Source organism: Metabacillus endolithicus, assembly GCF_023078335.1.
Lineage (GTDB): Bacteria > Bacillota > Bacilli > Bacillales > Bacillaceae > Metabacillus > Metabacillus endolithicus.
The window spans coordinates 1,776,247-1,794,090 of sequence record NZ_CP095550.1 but is presented as its reverse complement, the minus strand read 5'-3'; the positions used below and the strand labels follow the sequence as shown (position 1 = coordinate 1,794,090).

The window sequence follows — 17,844 nt, the reverse complement described above, 5'->3', positions numbered from 1 at the left end:
ACAAAAAATGGAGGATAACAATGTACAGCTTTAAAAATGATTATAGTGAAGGTGCACATCCAAGAATACTTAACGCATTATTCGAATCAAATTTAGTTCAAGAAGATGGATACGGCGAAGATCGGTTTACACTAGAAGCTAAGGAACTGATAAAACAAAAGCTATCAAATTCAAATGTAGATATTCATCTATTATCAGGGGGTACACAAACAAATTTAACAGCTATATCTGCCTTTCTTAGACCGCATGAAGCTGCCATTTCAGTTAGTACAGGCCATATTTTCACTCATGAAACTGGTGCAATTGAGGCCACCGGACATAAGATCATCTCTGTTGAAGGTGAGAACGGGAAATTAACAGTAGAACATGTTAAAAAGGTTCTAGAATCTCATCCAGATGAACATATGGTAAAACCAAAGCTAGTTTATATTTCGAACTCAACAGAAATAGGAACGATCTATCAAAAAGAGGAACTAATACAGTTACGTCAGCTTTGTGATGAAGAAAAACTGATTTTATTTATGGATGGAGCAAGACTAGGCTCTGCACTTTGTTCATCAGAATGTGATCTTAAGCTAAGTGATTTGCCTTCACTTCTAGATGCCTTTTACATTGGGGGAACAAAAAATGGAGCACTACTTGGTGAAGCGTTAGTCATCTGTAACGATGCTCTTAAGGAAGATTTTCGTTTTCATATGAAGCAAAAAGGAGCACTTCTTGCAAAAGGGCGACTTCTGGGTATTCAGTTCCGCGAATTATTTAAGGATGATCTCTATTTCGATCTAGCAATCCATGCTAATTCGATGGCTGAAAAGCTCCGTGACGAAATAAGCAAAGCTGGTTTTTCATTCTTAACTCACTCACCTTCAAATCAAGTATTTCCAATTTTTCCAAATGCTTTTATTGAAAAACTTCAGCAAAAGTATGCATTCCATCTTTGGGAAAAGATAGATAACGATTCCTCTGCGATACGACTTGTGACATCTTGGGCAACGAAAGAGGATGAAGTGTTAGCGTTTATTGAAGATGTGAAGAAGGGCTTTTAAAGCAAATAGGTGTGATAAGGAAAGCAGAGATGCTTTCCTTTTTTAATTGGGTGTATTGTTTTCACCTATAAACAACCGAAATAACCCAATAAGCTTGAAGACAACATGTAACTTCTGGTTTTTTTCTCCTTTTACTAGTGGCATAAAATTTGCAAGTTACTTTTTGACAAACGTGATTTCGCAACTGTGGACTAAAAAAGAAAGGGAGAGATTGTATGAGAAAAGGTTTTAGCATCTTACTTACTTTACTTTTATGTCTATCGCTATGGATTTCAGCAGTAGGTGAAGTAAAGGCTCATTCAACATCAAGTAAAGGTAGTCTTGTCATTGTAGGGGGTTCTTTAGGAAGTAGTAATAATGAAGTTTACCAAGCGTTTATAGAAAGAGCGGGTGGAAACAAGAAGGCTAAGATTGGGATTATCCCAGTTGCAAGTAGTTCTCTAAATTCCTCATATGATTTCAAGGAAAAAATGGTTGAATTAGGAATAGAAGAGAAAAGTGTTGAAATTCTTCAAATATCTAACCACGATTTAAAAGGAACAGATGAAGATGAAGCAAAATGGAAAAATAATGTAAATAAGAAGAAGATAGTTAAAAAGATTGAAGGATTAACAGGTATATGGTTTGTTGGAGGAGACCAAATTAAGATTACAAGCACCCTTCTTAAGAAAAATGGAAAGAAAACAAAGGCTCTTGAAGCTATCTGGAAAATCTACCAAAACGGTGCAGTAATTGGGGGAACAAGCGCAGGGGCTGCAATTATGAGTGATGTGATGATTTCAGGTGGAGATAGTATCGGCGGATTCAAAAATGAATTCGTAAATGAAGATATCTATTATCCTGATAAAGAATATAATCCAGTTTTTATCTCGAAAGGACTTGGATTTTTCCAACACGGAATTGTTGATCAGCATTTTGATGAAAGAGCAAGACTCGGTCGATTGATTAGCACTGCTGTTGATTTTGAAGCCAATAAAGAAAAATACTACTCATACGGAATTGATGAAGACACAGCACTTGTTGTAGATAACAAGGATCAAAAAGCGAGTATAGTTGGTCGTGGTGGAGTAGCAGTTATAGATACGAATTCAGCAAAAAAGGATGAAAATAAGGGAACAATTCAGAATGTGAAATTCAGTTATTTGTCATCTGGAGATATGATCCACTTAGATACGAAAGAAATAAAAATGAAAGAAGGAAAATATCAAACAAAAGGGGAAGAATATTATGATTTTCAAATTTCTACCAGCTACAGGCATATTATCTTCGTATGGAAGACTAAAGGAATACTTAGCTTATGCACTTGTAGATAACGCTAGTGCGGATTCTGTAAAAAGTTTTGTATACGAAAGTTCGGGTGAAGGCTTTAAGCTTAGCTTTAAAGAAGCTGAAGATACAAATGGTTATTGGGGTTATACTGATGGGCAAAAAGATGATTACTCTATTGTTAATGTAGTGTTGGATATTGAGCCTGCTTCAGTGACATTTAAAGAAGAGGAACATATTTTCGAAAATTATAGAGAACCTGTATTTAGACCAAGTTCATCGGCTGTTGAGTCTAGCACAATTAAGGGAAATCTAGTGATGGCAGGCGGTGCACTGGGGAGTAGCAACAGTGCTGTTTACAATAAATTTATTGAATTAGCCAGAGTTAAAGGAGATACGAGAATTGGAATTATTCCTGCAGCTAGCTCCAGCTTGAAATCGAGTGAGCTGTTTAAGAAAGATCTAATTCAGTACGGAGTAGAAAATGAGGCCATTGAAATTCTGCCAATCTCAAATCATGATTTTAAAGGAACGGTAGAAAATGAATCTAGCTGGCTGGATAATCGAAATAATGAAGAGCTAGCAAAGAAAATAAAAGATTTTACAGCCATTTGGTTTGTCGGTGGTGACCAGACCAATATTACAGCATCACTATTAAATGACGATATGACCCATTCAAAGGTATTGAATGCTATTTGGGACATTTACAAAAATGGTGCGGTCCTTGGAGGAACAAGTGCAGGAGCAGCGATTATGAGTGATGTGATGATTGCAGGAGGAGGAAGCTTTGATACATTATCAAAAGGCTTCACCGAAACATATGATGGAATGACTCAGCAAGAAGGTGGACCAGGATATCTTGAGCAAGGACTAGGTTTCTTCCAAGAAGGAATTATTGACCAACATTTTGATAATAAGGCTAGATTAGGAAGACTTATAGCAGTTACTGATGAATTAGGAGAACAAGATGAAATATCATATGGAATAGATGAAGACACAGCCATGGTTGTATATAACAACCAAAATACTATTGAGGTGATTGGCCGTGGTGGTGTAAGTCTAGTAGATCTATCCTCTATGAAGAAAGCTGGACGCAAAATGGAGAATATTGAGCTATCATGGCTAACTGAAGGTGATCAATTCTCGCTTGATACCCACCAGCTTAAGATAAAGGAATCGAAAGTAGAAACAAAAGGATATGAATATTATAACAGTCCTGTTGCACCACACTCAGGTGTTCTTACCCCACACGGCTCTTTAGGTCATTTCCTTTCTTATCAGTTGGTAGATAACGAAGCGGTTCAAGAAGTAAAAAGCTATAGTTTCCATGAAGGAAAGGGCTTTGAGCTAACCTTTAAAAAAGGGAAAGAAACGAACGGATACTGGGGATATAAAGATGGCGGTAAAGATCATTATTCTTATGAAAAAGTGATCGTAGATGTTGTGCCTGGTAGTTTTTTAATAAAAGATTAAAGGGGAGAGGCTGTCTTGAATAGGAGATGGCCTCTTTTGTTAGGGCATAATTTAATTTTATGAATTTGAATGTAAACGAACCTATACTATAAAATGAATGAAAACGAAAGAGAGGTAGTAACCTATGATCATTAAAGACAGGCAAGAACCGATTGAGCTGAAACTTTTAAGAATCTTATACACACGTATGGAATTAACAGAAAAGGAAAAGTTTCGATACTTAAATCTTCAAAAGGGCTTTGAGGGAGAGGTGGCATTTGACAGAACGGCAGAAAGTATTTTAGAAAGGTATATAATCAACGATTTGCTATTAGAAGTGAACAATTCATATGTTCAAATTGATTCATTGATTATTTCGCAAGATGTCATTCACTTACTGGATATAAAAAATTATGAAGGTGATTGTTATCTTGAAGGAGATAAACTCTACTCCGTCACAACAAATCGAGAATACAAGAATCCGATTATCCAGCTTAAAAGAAGTGCCACTCTACTTCGGCAGTTATTACAAACCCTCAAACTCAACTTCCTTGTGGAACCCTCTGTTATCTTTATTAATCCAGAATTCACCTTATATCAGGCCCCAATGGATCAACCAATTATTCTTCCAACACAAGTACAAAGCTTCATAAGCAGTTTTAATAACACCCCGTCTAAATTAAACGATCATCATAAGAAGCTCTCGCAAACACTGCTTTCTTTACATCAAACTAAGAACCCTTATACAAACCCACCTGAATATAACTTTGATCAAATACAAAAAGGGATTTATTGCAATTCTTGTTATTCCTATTTGGTTTTTAGGAATAATAGTAGCTATCTATGCAAAAATTGTGGAGAACAAGAATCGATTAGGGCAGCTATTTTACGAAATATAGATGAATTTGAACTCTTGTTTCCAGAGAAAAGGATTACTACTCAAAGTATCTATGAATGGTGTAATACAGATATTAGTAGAAAAACGATCATGCGGGTTTTGAAGGAGCATTATACGATGAATAGTAAAGCAAAAGGTACTTTCTATAAATAGTGTTTGGGGGGAGGAGTTAGGTTATAAGATGACACTTTATCTTTTATTGGTATTGAAGTTACATGACCTGGAAAGCGAGTGAATCGAGACAGAAAAAAGGAAGAGTGGGGGAGTTGAGTCTCGATAGAGGTGGAATTGGGACAAGGAGAAGGCTGAGCAGTCAAATTCTGTCTCGATAGTGATGGAATTGAGACAAGGAAAAGGTTGAGTAGTCAAATTCAGTCCCGATAGCGAGTGAATAGAGACAGAAAAAGAGTGAGTGGGAGAAACGAGTCTCGATAGTGTAGGAATCGACACACGGAGTAGGCCGAGTAGTCAAATTCAGTCCCGATAGCAAGGGAATCGAGACAGAAAAAAGAGGGAGTAGGAGAAACGAGTCTCGATAGAGGTGGAATTGGGACACGGAGTAGGCTGAGCAGTCAAATTCAGTCTCGATAGTGATGGAATCGGGACAGAAAAAAGAGAGAGTAGGAGAAACGAGTCTCGATAGAGGTGGAATTGGGACACGGAGTAGGCTGAGCAGTCAAATTCAGTCTCGATAGTGATGGAATTGAGACAAGGAAAAGGTTGAGTAGTCAAATTCAGTCCCGATAGCGAGTGAATCGAGACAGAAAAAAGGGGAGTAGGAGAAACGAGTCTCGATAGTGGAGGAATCGAGACACGGAGTAGGCCAATCAGTCAAATTCTGTCTCGATAGCGAGGGAATCGGGACAGAAAAAAGAGTGAGTAGGAGAATCGAGACACGGAGTAGGCCAATCAGTCAAATTCAGTCCCGATAGCGAGGGAATCGAGACAGATCATAATAATAGAGATTAAATTTATAGAAAAAAGCTAAATTGAAGGAGGTTTGTAATGTTCCAAAACATAAAATCCCGGGTTGAAAGCTTGAATTGGGAGTCAATTCAACAAGCATTAGATGATCAAGGCTTTGCTAAAGTTTCACAACTACTAACAAAAGACGAATGTGAGCAGCTCATTCAACTTTATCATGAGGAAGAATTATATAGAACTACTATTAATATGCAAAGATATCGCTTTGGGAGTGGTGAGTATAAATATTTTACCTATCCATTGCCTGATATGATCCAAAGTTTAAGAGAATCTTTTTATCCTGAGCTAGCAAAAACAGCAAATCGATGGTTAGGATACTTGAAAAAACCAGAACAATATCCAGCCGAGTTGCAGGATTTTATAAAAAGATGTGAGGAACATGAACAAACGAGGCCAACGCCTTTAATCTTAAAATATGAAGAAGGCGGATTTAACTGCTTACATCAGGATTTATATGGAGATGTTTTCTTTCCGTTTCAAGTGGTCTTTATCTTAAATCAACGAGATGAACATTATACGGGTGGTGAATCTTTATTAGTTGAACAAATTCCACGTGCTCAAAGCAGAGGACATGTTATTACACTTGATCAAGGTAGTGCATTAATTTTCCCAACGAATGAAAGGCCTGCTCTTGGTAAGAAAGGATATTATAAAAACAAAGTTCGGCACGGAGTAAGTACTATAACATCTGGAGAGCGTTTTGGACTAGGAATTATCTTTCATGATTCAAAGTAAACACCTAAAACTAGTAAAGAAAAACATTTTGAAGATGTAAAAATAAAGTAGTAGAAAAGCTGAAATGCTAGGTGTAAAATTAATTCAATCTTTGCATTTCTTTGAATGAAAGGTTTAAGTTCATTTGGTGATTTCAACAAAGGCGTGTTCTCATAACAAAACCTAATTTTTAAAAATTTAATAATAAGAGGTTGATGAAAGTTGACAATGGATGCTAATGAATTAACGATTAAAGAACAATCTATTTTTAATCACATTGGTAATAAAATAATGACCGATGATCGGGAAATTAAGATCATTGCACGATTAGAGGAACCCCTAATCGCCGTTTTAGGAAATGTTTTAAGCGATGAAGAATGTGATGAACTAATTAGGTTATCAAAAGATAGAATGCGTCGTTCAAAGATTGGAAATTCACGTGAATTGGATGAACTAAGAACTAGCAGCAGCATGTTCTTTCAAGATGGTGAAAATGAACTTGTAACTAGAATTGAAAAAAGAGTCTCTCAAATTATGAACATTCCGTATGAACATGGAGAAGGCTTGCAAGTTTTGAACTATCAAATCGGCCAAGAATATAAGGAACATTATGATTATTTTGCTTCAGCAAGTAGGCCTGTAAGTAATCCTAGAATTAGCACACTTGTTATGTACTTAAATGATGTAGAGGAAGGTGGAGAAACATACTTTCCTAAACTGAATTTTTCAGTTTCTCCTCAAAAAGGGATGGCTGTGTACTTTGAATATTTTTATGATAATCAAACATTAAATGAGTTAACTCTTCACGGTGGAGCTCCGGTTATTGTTGGTGATAAATGGGCGGCAACACAATGGATGAGAAGGAAACGAGTGAAAGAATGATTTAAATAGATAAAAAAGCGCATTTTGTATAAGTGCGCTTTTTTGCATTATCTTGGCAACTCAACTGAATATCGTTTTCTTAGTTGACTAAGTTGTTCAAGTCGTGACAAGTTATTTTCTTTATCTGTCATTCCGAGAGAAATAATGATATTTTCTACAATGAACATCGGGGCAATCATTGAGTGAAACTCTCTTGAATCTCCTCTACTTGCAAAAAGGGCAATGTCCCCCTTAGTGGAAAATTCAGATATGAGCTGATCTGTAATAATAATTGTTTTGTAGCCAACTTGTTTGCTGTAATCAAGAATAACATTTGCTTCAGGCAGCAGCCGAATAAAGCCAAATAACACGACAACATCTTCTTTTGTTATATGCATAAGATCTTCAAATATTTCACTTCCATATTTCCTCATCGTATGTATGTTCATACCAAAACGGGATAAGCGATAGTCCATTAATTCTGCGAGTCCTAGCGAAGGACCAGGTGCATGTATATAAATTGTTGAAGCCTCTTTAAGTGTATCAACAGCTTGCTGAAAAGACTGGTCAGTAAATTGCTCCATTGTTTTGAATAAATGAGTAACGGCCCGATCTAACGTATGATGTTGTAGCTCTTGGCCTTCAACTCTAGATATCACATTTTTCATTTTTCCTGCAGGTGATACTTCAAGTTGAAGACTCATTTGTGTTTTAAAATCTTTGAAATTTTTATATCCTACTATTCTCCAAAAACGAGAAACAGATGCAATACTAACTTTTACAGCGTTCGCAATTTCTTGTTCCGTTGATAAAAGGACAAGTTGTGTATTTTTTTGTATATAATCAGCAATTTTATATTGACTTGGAGACATCATTTTTGTATCCCAGTTAAAAGTGATCACGATATCATTATTCCTTTCATTGAGGACTGGCTGGGGACATCTTAACACAATCTACCGAGATAACGCACTTGAATGAAAGAAATTTTACATTTTGTTAGAAAATATTAATTTTTTTACATCACTTTTACATTCCTACCATATTTGGTTAAAGTTGCTAACTTAACATAAAGGTAATCAAATAGAAGGAGGTAGGAAAAAATGGGTCAGATGAAAGAACGATATGTATTAACACAGTCACAAAAAATGATGGTCTTTATTTTGTCTATGTCGCTATATGGTCTTTCCAATATGATTACGGAGCTTGTCCCTTCTGTAAACGTTGGACCGGTAGAATTTTCAATTGAGTATTTTGCATTTATTCCTTTAACTTTATGTATTTTGTTTCATCCTTTATATGCCGCGATAGGAGCATCGTTGGGTGAAGTTATTTTTGGTGAAATTATGTTAGGGCAATTTGGCGGGTTTGGAGAATTGGAAAAATTCATAGGATTCTCTTTAGCTATGTTTATTGCTGGTACCTTGGTAAATGATCCAAGAAATAAAGTGCAAGTGGGTACAGCAGCTATACTGGGTGTAATCATACATCAGGCTATTAGCTGCACGGTTGATATTGCTAAGGTTTGGATTGGAATTGAAGAATTGGAAACAGTACCCGGCTTAGCAGAGAGTGTTGTTGTTATTGAAGGGTTTTCATTTTTAAATGATGTGCTTTTCTCTGGTATATTATTTGCTTTATTACCGACTTTATATTTAGTACCAAGATTATATGGGAAAATCGAGCCCCTATTAGGAATGAAACCAAGAAACAATAAAACAAAATATTCTATGAAAGAACTGGTTGGACCAAGATTGATTGCGATCTCCATCCTCCTGGCATGCTCGGCCTTTCTATTTGAATATCTTTCAGAAGCAGGCTTTAACTTGGAATGGGAAGCTGATTTTGTTGGAACCTTTGGTGATTGGTTTAACTGGGTAAGTATAGGTGTTGCCGCAATTGTAGCAGCAATAACAATTATTGTTATGAGAAGTAAAAATAAAAACAAGCGTTCAAACGAGGATCAAAGTGAGAGGATTCCTTCATGATAAAAAATCAAATTATGATTGATTCTGTTACCTTTCAATACCCAGGTGGGGAGCATCCAGTTTTAAAGGATGTTTCCTTATCTATTAATAGCGGAGAATTTACCGCGATCATAGGGAGTAATGGTAGTGGGAAATCAACACTTTGCAAATTGTTAAATGGCTTAATTCCACATTATTATGTAGGTGATTTTGAGGGCAAGGTGTTCGTGAATGGGTTGCTTACGACCGAACATAAAGTGGCTGATTTATCACATGATGTGGGATATGTTTATCAGGATTTTGAAAATCAGCTTGTTTGCCCACGTGTATTGGAGGAAGCTTGCTTTGCACCTCTTAACTTTGGCTATCACGATTATAAAGAAAGAGGTAAGCGTGCCCTTGACTTAGTAGGTTTAAGTTCATTAGAAGCTGAATATATTTGGCAGTTAAGTGGGGGGCAAAAGCATCTTTTAGCATTAGCCGGTGCTCTGTCCTTAGATCAAAACATCTTAATCATCGATGAACCTGTTGCGCAGCTTGATCCTTTTCATGCAAAAGAGGTTTATGAAATCTTAAGAAAGTTAAATAAGGAACATGGAAAAACGATTATTGTCATAGAACATCATACGGAATTTATTGCTGATTACTGTGAATCTGTTGTGTTAATGGACGCAGGAAAAGTGGTTTGGAAGAAGCAGACAAAGGAAGCATTACAACATGTTGATTTTTTGATGGAGAGTCAAATTTATCCGCCACAGGTCACACAGGCAGCATATCAATTAGCTCAGTCAGAGCAAAGGGAATTACCTGTAAGAATAGAAGAGGCTATTCAATTTTTCACTTTTCCACAAAAATCTGATTTAGGGTTAGAGCAGTCTTTTCAAAAGACAAATAAAAAAGGTAAGTTGATAGAATTTAAAAATGTAAGTTTTTCATATAAAATGGTCAATCGAACAAAAAAGACAGTGTTAACTAATCTTAACTTAGAAATCTTTCACGGAGATATTGTTGCAGTAGTTGGTAATAACGGGGCAGGGAAATCTTCCTTAATGAGGCTGATCACCGGACTTGTAAAGCCAGAACAAGGAGATGTTACTGTAAAGGAGTTAAACACACGCAAATTTTCTCCTGAGAAAATGGCAGACATTGTGACATATATCTATCAAAATCCAGAGGAAATGTTTATTGAAGATAGTGTTCGTAAAGATGTGGAATTTTATTTAAAAGCTAGGAAGGTTCCTGGTTATGACAAAGTTGTTGATAAAGTGATAGAGCAATTTGAATTAACACATTTACAAGAAAAAGACAGCAGGTTAATGAGTGGAGGACAACAAAGAAGAGCATCTTTAGCGATTGGAGTTGCTATGGATCCGTCTATTATTCTACTTGATGAACCAACAGCTAATTTGGACATTGCTACTCGGAAACATATTACAAAACTAATTTCTTCACTAAAAGAGCAGGTTGGAGCAGTAATGATTGCCACGCATGATATGCAGCTAGTAGCTGAATGTGCAAATAGAATTATCGTGCTAAATAACGGGGAAATCCTTCATGATGGAACCCGCGAATCTGTCTTTTCTAATAGTGAGTTACTTAAGCAAGCCGGCCTTGTCCCTCCGCAAATCGTAGAATTATGTCGAAGGTTGAAACTATCACCACTAGCGTATACAGTGGATGATTTTGTTCAAGTTTTTGAAAGGAAGGAGCTTGAACATGGAATATGCTCGGAAATTATCAGAAAAACTCTCAGTTGAACAGGTAAAGATTGAAATGCTAAATACAGCTTACGCGAATAATAATACATTTTTAGCGAAGCTGGATCCTAGAACTCTCTTTATTTGGTATTTGTTTTTTGGAATCGCTCCTTGGTTTGTTCATAATAAAGTAATTTTGGCAGGCATGTTTATTTTTATGGTTATCACCACAATTATGTCAAAAGTAACACCCCTAGTCATCTTTATTCTTTGCTTAGGGCTATTAGGACAAGGAGGATACTTATTAATTGCTTCTTTGTTTTTTGGTGGGGATAGTTATGTGATTCTTCCATTAATTCTTTTGACTTTAAAGCTATCGATTATTTCCTTAGCGAGTATTACTGTTTTTTGCTCAATGGATCCGGAAAAATTAAGTAATGGCTTACTAAAAATTGGTGTCCCAGGTCAAGTTTCTTTTAGCATCGCCTATGGTTACCGAATGCTGCCAAGCTTACTTGAAGAATATCATCATGTGTTTCTATCATTTCGCCTACGAGGAAAAGCACCAGAAAAACATGGTTTTCTTTATTGGCGTTACATTGTTTATTTTTCAAAAATCGCGGTATTGTCGTTTTATCCATTGTTGTTAAGCACATCAAAAAGAGCAAGAACAACAGTTGAGGCACTTGAAACAAAGGGAAGCTTTTATGCATTTAACCGTCCAGAGGTAAAAAAGTTAAAGTTGGCACATTTAAAGATTGGGGTGTTAGATTATAGCTTTCTTGCATTCACAACCTTGTATATCTTGAGTTTATTTATGATAAGTAGTCTGTTTAAATAAAGGAGGATAACATGAAAATCGATTTTCATAGTCATGTTAAAATTTCAAAAAAATCAATGTTTATGCCGGAATATTTTAAAGAAATGATGAAGGAAGCGAAAGCTATCGGGTTAAATGCAGTTGCGATGACAGAGCATTTTAATACAACTCGTTTTTATGATATTTATGATTATCTAGATCAACACTATACCTATCAACAAGGCTATTATGATGTGGAGGGATTCAAGCTTTTTCCAGGCATTGAAGTAGATATTAAAGAAACTGGTCACATCTTGCTGATTGGTGATCGTGAAGATGTGATTGAAATTCGGAGTCATTTAGAAGGTCATCTATTAGAAGAGCACTTTATTCCTTTTAATCAGCTCATGGATTTGGCAGATGGTTATCCCGTATTAAAAATCGGTGCCCATCCTTTTCGAGAAAGCACACCTTTATATCATTTAAGTAAAAAACAGCTCCACCGATTAGATGCTTTTGATCTTAATGGAAAAGATCTCTATGCACAAGGAGTGGAAGAATATATCTCTAAGCTGAATTCATTTGCTAAAGAAATAGGGTTGCCGGTGGTAGGTGGAAGTGATACACATCAATATTTTCAATACGGCAGTGTTTATAATGAACTCAATAAGGAGTGCAATACGGTTGGAGACTTAAAGAAGTGCATCATTGCTGGAGACTATCAGATACATACATCAGAAGATCTGTATTTAAAAGTAAAAGCAGCAACTGTTGTAAAGAAATTACTAAAACAGGTGTTGTTGCAGGAAAAAGAGATTGCTGGATAAATAGAATCATATAGTAGAGAACCTTGTCCAAAGGCTGGATAAGGTTTTTTTATTATTGGAATAAATTCAAATACTATGAGTCGTATTGAAAATTATGGTAACCTAAAACTATTAATGAATAGGAGTGATTAGGTATGGTTTCAATTCCGAATATAACCCTTAATGACGGTAGTACCCTTCCTGTAATCGGGTTAGGAACATATAAACTTAAAGGAGATCAAGGTGTAAAGTCTATCCAAACTGCGATAGATGACCTAGGCTATCGACTGATTGACTCTGCTTATAATTATGAAAACGAAGGAACGATTGGAGAAGCTGTTAGACGCAGTTCAGTTTCAAGAGGAGAATTACGCATAACATCTAAACTTCCAGGTCGCTATCAGCAATATGAAAAAGCTGTTACAACGATTGAAGAGTCGTTATATCGTGCCAATCTTGATTATTATGATTTATATTTAATACATTGGCCCAACCCAAAACAAAATTTATATGTAGAAGCATGGCAGGCATTAATTGATGCAAAAAAACAAGGATTGATTCGTTCGATTGGTGTTTGTAACTTTTTGCCGGAACATATTGAACGTCTTGAAAAAGAAACAGGGGAGAAGCCAAGCATCAATCAAATCGAACTTCATCCGTTTTTTAATCAAGGTGAACTTAGAAAATGGCACGAAGAAAATAATGTCCAAATTCAGTCATGGAGCCCATTAGCACGAGCTAACGCCGTGTTACAACATCCTACATTGAAAGAGATTGCTGATAATCATAACAAATCGGTTTCCCAAATTATTTTACGCTGGCATTATCAGCTAGGGGCAGTTAGTATTCCTAAATCTGCATCTAAAGAACGCCAACTTGAGAATATCTCTATTTTTGACTTTTCGCTGAATGAGGATGAAATGACTATGATTTTAGAGTTAACTCAACCTGATGGAAGAATTAATAATCAAGATCCTGCAGTGTATGAGGAGTTTTAATAGGTAAGTGCAGTGCTGCATCTTCTATAAGGGTACTATACAGGTTTTGTTAACTAGACTCTAAAAATTCACAAGGAAAACACTGTTTCCTTGTAAACGCTATCCTATTGTGGGAAAATCGGTAAGGATACATATCCAAGGTTACATAATTTATTAGACAATCAACATGATAAAGCAGTTTTTAAAAAGGAGGATATCACTTCATGAGGACAATGAAACTTGGAAAAAGTACATTAGATGTGCCTGTTGTATCGGTAGGCTGCATGCGTATTAATTCACTTGAAAAAAATGAGGCGGAGCATTTCGTTCAAACAGCCATGGAATTGGGCGCAAATTTCTTTGATCATGCCGATATTTATGGTGGAGGAGAATGTGAGGAAATCTTTGCTGATGCTATTCATATGAACGATGATGTTCGTGAAAAAATTATCCTACAATCAAAATGCGGTATTCGTAATGGAATGTTCGATTTTTCTAAAGAACATATTTTAGAATCGGTTGATGGAATCTTAAGACGCTTAAAAACTGATTACCTTGATGTTTTGCTTCTTCATCGCCCAGATACTTTGATGGAGCCAGAAGAAGTAGCGGAGGCTTTCGATACTCTTGAAAGCTCAGGAAAGGTACGTCACTTTGGTGTTTCCAACCAAAATCCAATGCAGATTCAATTACTTAAAAAGTCGGTTAAGCAAACAATTGTTGCGAACCAACTGCAATTAAGTATTACAAACTCGACGATGATATCCAACGGTTTTAATGTGAACATGGAAAATGAAGCAGCTGTAAATAGAGATGCTAGTGTTCTTGAATTTTGTAGATTGAATGATATTACGATTCAACCATGGTCACCATTTCAATATGGTTTCTTTGAAGGAGTATTCCTAGGAAACGAAAAGTTTCCGGAATTAAATCAAAAAATCGATGAAATTGCGAAAAAATATGAAGTAAGCAATACAACGATTGCGATTGCATGGTTATTACGTCACCCAGCACAAATGCAGCCTGTTATCGGTACAATGAATGAAGGCCGATTAAAAGATTGTGTGAAAGCCAGTGAAATCAAGCTTACACGTGAAGAATGGTATAGCATTTTCCGCGCAGCTGGTAATGTGCTTCCTTAATGAATATGTAGTTATAAAAGAAAGCATCCTAAAGTCTTCATAGACTGAAGGGTGCTTTTTCTAATGACTTGGACATTTTTATTATGACTAAAATGATGACAGTGTTCACTAGTTTCGTATGACCACATGGAATTACCATTAAGGGAGATTGAAAATCCTGGAGGTTATCGAAAATGGATCATCATTATGGAAAAATGTTAGGGAAATTAACTTTGGCAATTATTCTTATGCTTGCGGGTACCATGTTTTTTACAGTTTTGGGGAATGTTTTAACTCCCGATAGTGAAACTCTTGGCTATGCCTGGACTCAGCTTGGTTTGCTTTTATCTGCTTTTATCATGTATTTGTGGTTTGATCGTAAAAAGGGGTGGGCACTAGGATTTAAGGATGAAAAAGCATTCTCTTCACTATTAACAGGTTCCATTATTGCTATATTGATTCCAACAATAGGAGCATTTATCATGCTTGGAATGAACTCAGTTTCATTTGAAAAAAACAACTGGGAAGTGACAGTTATTGGAGCACAGCTGTTGTTATTTATAGTAGTGTCGGTTGGAGAAGAAATATTTTTTAGAGGCTATTTATTTGGGATGATAAAACAACTAACAAGCACTTGGGCTGCAATTATTATTCCGTCCGTTTTGTTCGGTCTTATCCATCTATTAAATCCAAGCAGTCTGGATAAGCCTGTTGTGCATATTATCATTGAAATAACGAGTATTATGCTTGCTGGGATACTATTTGGTCTTGCCCGTCATTATTCAGGAAGCTTATGGCTACCAATTGGTCTTCATTTATTTATGAATTATACTCAATCAGGTGTTTTGGGATTCTTAAATGGAGGAAAGGATGTTGCTTCCTTATATGAAATCACATATGTAAACAAAACCATTTGGAACGGATCAGGATTTGGGTTTGAATCCAGCTTACTTTGTATTCCTATCCTAATAACCGCTATGCTGGTAGTGAAACTGATTTTTAATAGAAGGGTCGAGTCTTCATTAACTCATATTCGTCAGACAAAATTCGGGGAGTGACAGGCACTCCCCAGCCCACTAACCAACCTTCACTTCTTCAACCTCAACAGCGGCAGAATTCTTTTTTCCCAGCGCTAATAACAAGATCATACCGATAATACTAAAAGCACCAATCCATTGAAGAGACCCAAATGGTTCTTTTAGCCAAATGACTGTGGTGATTACAGCTGCAAGTGGTTCTACGCTGCTTAAAAGACTTGTTTCTTTTGGAGATAAACTTTGTAAGCTTTCAATATAAAACCAAAAGGCAAACATTGTGCCAAAGATTATGACGAAAAGAAAGTAAAGATAGGCCTCAACTGGTAAAGTTCCTAGTTCAATTTTCCATGGTGGGTGGATCATACTTAATGCTAAACCACCTATGATCATACCCCAACCTACAATGACTAATGTATCAAATTTCTTGAGCAGGGGAACAGCATATAATGTATAAAATGCCAGGCTACACCAGATAGGATTCCCCAAATAACAGCAAGTGGTGGGACAGACAATTGAGAAAAAGATCCATTTGTTAATAAGAAAAATGAGCCTAATAAAGCAAGAAATACAGTCATTGTGTCCTGTCTTGTTAGTGCAGTTTGTTTTCGCAAAATGTAATAGATAATGATCATAACTGGTGCTAAATATTGTAGGAGTGTGGCAACTGCTGCATTTCCATATTTAATAGACGCCATGTATGTGTATTGAACGGCTAACATACCGAGTATCCCAAAAATTAATAGTTGTATGGCTGTTTTTTTTGTTTTCCACACTCCTAGTATTTGTGACCGATCTTTACGAAAGTATTGAACAGATAAAAGTAACATACCAGCAATAAGCAATCGTGTAGTGACTAGCCAGTTAACATTGACGGCATATTGTTGAAAAAGCTTTTGTGCTACCGTACCTCCAACACCCCAAAAGATCGCTCCTGTTATCACAAGCAAATATCCAACTTTTCTAGAAGATGAGTTCATTTGTATTGACCACCTCAAAATATAATAATAGTGTAATAATAAGCTCAAAAATAACTGAAATATACTTAAATTGAATCAAAAAGTATCACAATATTGAGGTGATGGTGTATGCAGATTAAAAATTTTGAAATAGATCAACGTTTAAAAGAACTGACGAAACATCGAACGGTTGAGCTACCCATAGCGTGCTATGAAACAACAATTAACAAAAATATTAATGGCTACATTCCTCTTCACTGGCATGAAGAACTTCAATTTGTTTTTATTGTAAAAGGTGAGGCGACTTTTCAAATAAATGAAGAAAGTGTAAGTGTGAGAATGGGAGAGGGCTATTTATAAATAGTGAATGCTTGCATATGGCGGAAGATAAGAATCATTCAGGATGTGTTTATCTTTGCTTGAATGTTTCACCACATTTTCTTTTACCACAGGAGCTCTATGCAACCTATGTCTCACCTTATCTACGAGCAACCAATTTACCATATTTACTATTAAATTCTGATGAGGTGTGGGGGGCAACTATTTTAAACGCCATTTTAACCATTCATCAATTGATAAATCAAAAAGCACCTTACTATGAGATGGAGATTTCCATTTCCTTAACTTCTCTTTGGAAAAACCTCATCGTTAACGGTTTCAAATTGGAGTATGACCAGGTAGAGGTTCAAAAAAATAAACGTATGAAGGAAATGCTAAACTATGTTCATTCTCACTTTGCTGAAAAATTAACATTAGATGATATCGCTAAGGCAGGTCAATTAAGTCGTTCGGAATGCTGCCGTTACTTTAAACGAACCTTAAAAACAACACCATTAAGCTATGTTAATGATTATCGCATTCAAAATAGTTTGATCTTACTTCAGCAAACTGAGTTAAACGTAACAGAAATTGCCTATCAATTAGGCTTTAACAGCACAAGCTATTTCATTGATAAATTTCGAAAAACAACGAACATGACTCCGTTGGCTTATAAAAAAAATAAGCTAAAGGAAAAAGGGTAAGGGATTACTCTTTCTATCCTACCTTGAAAGTAAGAAAGTAAAACATACATACATAGTAGAGACATCAACTATTTGATGGTGTTTATTCGCTTGATATCACCCTCTAAGTGTATGTCTTAATTTGTAGATTTTTAGTGAAATGCCGATTATTCATCCTGAAAGTGATAATTAGTTGGTTGGTCTGCCGATTCTCTTGTTTCTACACAGTCTTCATGAAAAGTATGGATGTTTAATAATAGTAAAA

At 36.0% G+C, this 17,844-nt stretch carries 14 protein-coding genes and 2 pseudogenes; 14 read left to right on the top strand and 2 right to left on the bottom strand.

All coding sequences use genetic code 11. The annotated features are described in order from the left end of the window. Nucleotides 1-20: 20 nt before the first annotated feature. The 6 genes from MVE64_RS09545 (at nt 21) to MVE64_RS09520 (ending at nt 7,242) form a co-directional block, all read left to right on the top strand. Nucleotides 21-1,046, top strand: a complete 1,026-nt coding sequence (locus tag MVE64_RS09545) for a threonine aldolase family protein (protein ID WP_247345928.1) — start codon at nt 21-23, stop codon at nt 1,044-1,046. A gap of 215 nt (nt 1,047-1,261) precedes the next feature. Then, complete coding sequence (locus tag MVE64_RS09540) at nt 1,262-2,359, top strand: cyanophycinase (protein ID WP_247345926.1); 1,098 nt, start codon at nt 1,262-1,264, stop codon at nt 2,357-2,359. Then, a complete protein-coding gene (locus MVE64_RS09535) occupies nt 2,274-3,785 on the top strand; it encodes a cyanophycinase (protein WP_247345923.1) in 1,512 nt (503 codons plus the stop codon). The genes MVE64_RS09540 and MVE64_RS09535 overlap by 86 nt, the downstream gene beginning before the upstream one ends. A gap of 124 nt (nt 3,786-3,909) precedes the next feature. After that, nucleotides 3,910-4,815, top strand: a complete 906-nt coding sequence (locus MVE64_RS09530; protein ID WP_247345920.1) for a nuclease-related domain-containing protein — start codon at nt 3,910-3,912, stop codon at nt 4,813-4,815. Between the two features lie 852 nt (nt 4,816-5,667). Next, the gene (locus MVE64_RS09525) at nt 5,668-6,381 is read left to right on the top strand and encodes a 2OG-Fe(II) oxygenase (protein WP_247345917.1); all 714 of its coding nucleotides are present in this window, start codon (nt 5,668-5,670) and stop codon (nt 6,379-6,381) included. Between the two features lie 207 nt (nt 6,382-6,588). Then, entirely contained in the window at nt 6,589-7,242 is a 654-nt protein-coding gene (locus tag MVE64_RS09520) for a 2OG-Fe(II) oxygenase (protein WP_379053076.1), read from the top strand. A gap of 47 nt (nt 7,243-7,289) precedes the next feature. Here the strand turns inward: MVE64_RS09520 and MVE64_RS09515 are convergent, their stop codons facing one another. Further along, nucleotides 7,290-8,123 carry a MurR/RpiR family transcriptional regulator gene (locus MVE64_RS09515; protein WP_247345911.1) on the bottom strand — a complete coding sequence of 278 codons (834 nt, stop codon included), beginning with the start codon at nt 8,121-8,123 and terminating at the stop codon, nt 7,290-7,292. 198 nt (nt 8,124-8,321) lie between these two features. Between MVE64_RS09515 and MVE64_RS09510 the strand changes: the two genes are divergently transcribed. The 7 genes from MVE64_RS09510 to MVE64_RS09480 all read left to right on the top strand — a co-directional run bounded on the left by MVE64_RS09510 (nt 8,322) and on the right by MVE64_RS09480 (nt 15,643). Beyond that, a complete protein-coding gene (locus tag MVE64_RS09510) occupies nt 8,322-9,206 on the top strand; it encodes a DUF8171 family membrane protein (protein WP_247345909.1) in 885 nt (294 codons plus the stop codon). After that, nucleotides 9,203-10,942: an ABC transporter ATP-binding protein gene (locus MVE64_RS09505; RefSeq protein ID WP_247345907.1), complete on the top strand. Its 1,740-nt coding sequence runs from the start codon at nt 9,203-9,205 to the stop codon at nt 10,940-10,942. Before MVE64_RS09510 ends, MVE64_RS09505 begins: the two co-directional genes overlap by 4 nt. Then, a complete protein-coding gene (locus MVE64_RS09500) occupies nt 10,902-11,723 on the top strand; it encodes an energy-coupling factor transporter transmembrane component T family protein (protein ID WP_247345906.1) in 822 nt (273 codons plus the stop codon). The genes MVE64_RS09505 and MVE64_RS09500 overlap by 41 nt, the downstream gene beginning before the upstream one ends. A gap of 11 nt (nt 11,724-11,734) precedes the next feature. Further along, nucleotides 11,735-12,508, top strand: coding sequence for a PHP domain-containing protein (locus MVE64_RS09495; protein WP_247345904.1), 774 nt, complete (start codon nt 11,735-11,737; stop codon nt 12,506-12,508). Between the two features lie 134 nt (nt 12,509-12,642). Then, nucleotides 12,643-13,485 carry an aldo/keto reductase gene (locus MVE64_RS09490; RefSeq protein WP_247345901.1) on the top strand — a complete coding sequence of 281 codons (843 nt, stop codon included), beginning with the start codon at nt 12,643-12,645 and terminating at the stop codon, nt 13,483-13,485. Between the two features lie 203 nt (nt 13,486-13,688). Continuing rightward, nucleotides 13,689-14,606, top strand: coding sequence for an aldo/keto reductase (locus MVE64_RS09485; protein ID WP_247345898.1), 918 nt, complete (start codon nt 13,689-13,691; stop codon nt 14,604-14,606). A 173-nt stretch (nt 14,607-14,779) separates the two neighbouring features. Then, a complete protein-coding gene (locus tag MVE64_RS09480; RefSeq protein WP_247345896.1) occupies nt 14,780-15,643 on the top strand; it encodes a CPBP family intramembrane glutamic endopeptidase in 864 nt (287 codons plus the stop codon). 18 nt (nt 15,644-15,661) lie between these two features. On the opposite strand, the pseudogene MVE64_RS09475 reads toward MVE64_RS09480, so the two are convergent. Next, nucleotides 15,662-16,599, bottom strand: a pseudogene (locus tag MVE64_RS09475) (EamA family transporter). A 114-nt stretch (nt 16,600-16,713) separates the two neighbouring features. Here MVE64_RS09475 and MVE64_RS09470 point away from each other — a divergent pair. Further along, nucleotides 16,714-17,600, top strand: a pseudogene (locus MVE64_RS09470) (AraC family transcriptional regulator). Nucleotides 17,601-17,844: the final 244 nt, after the last annotated feature.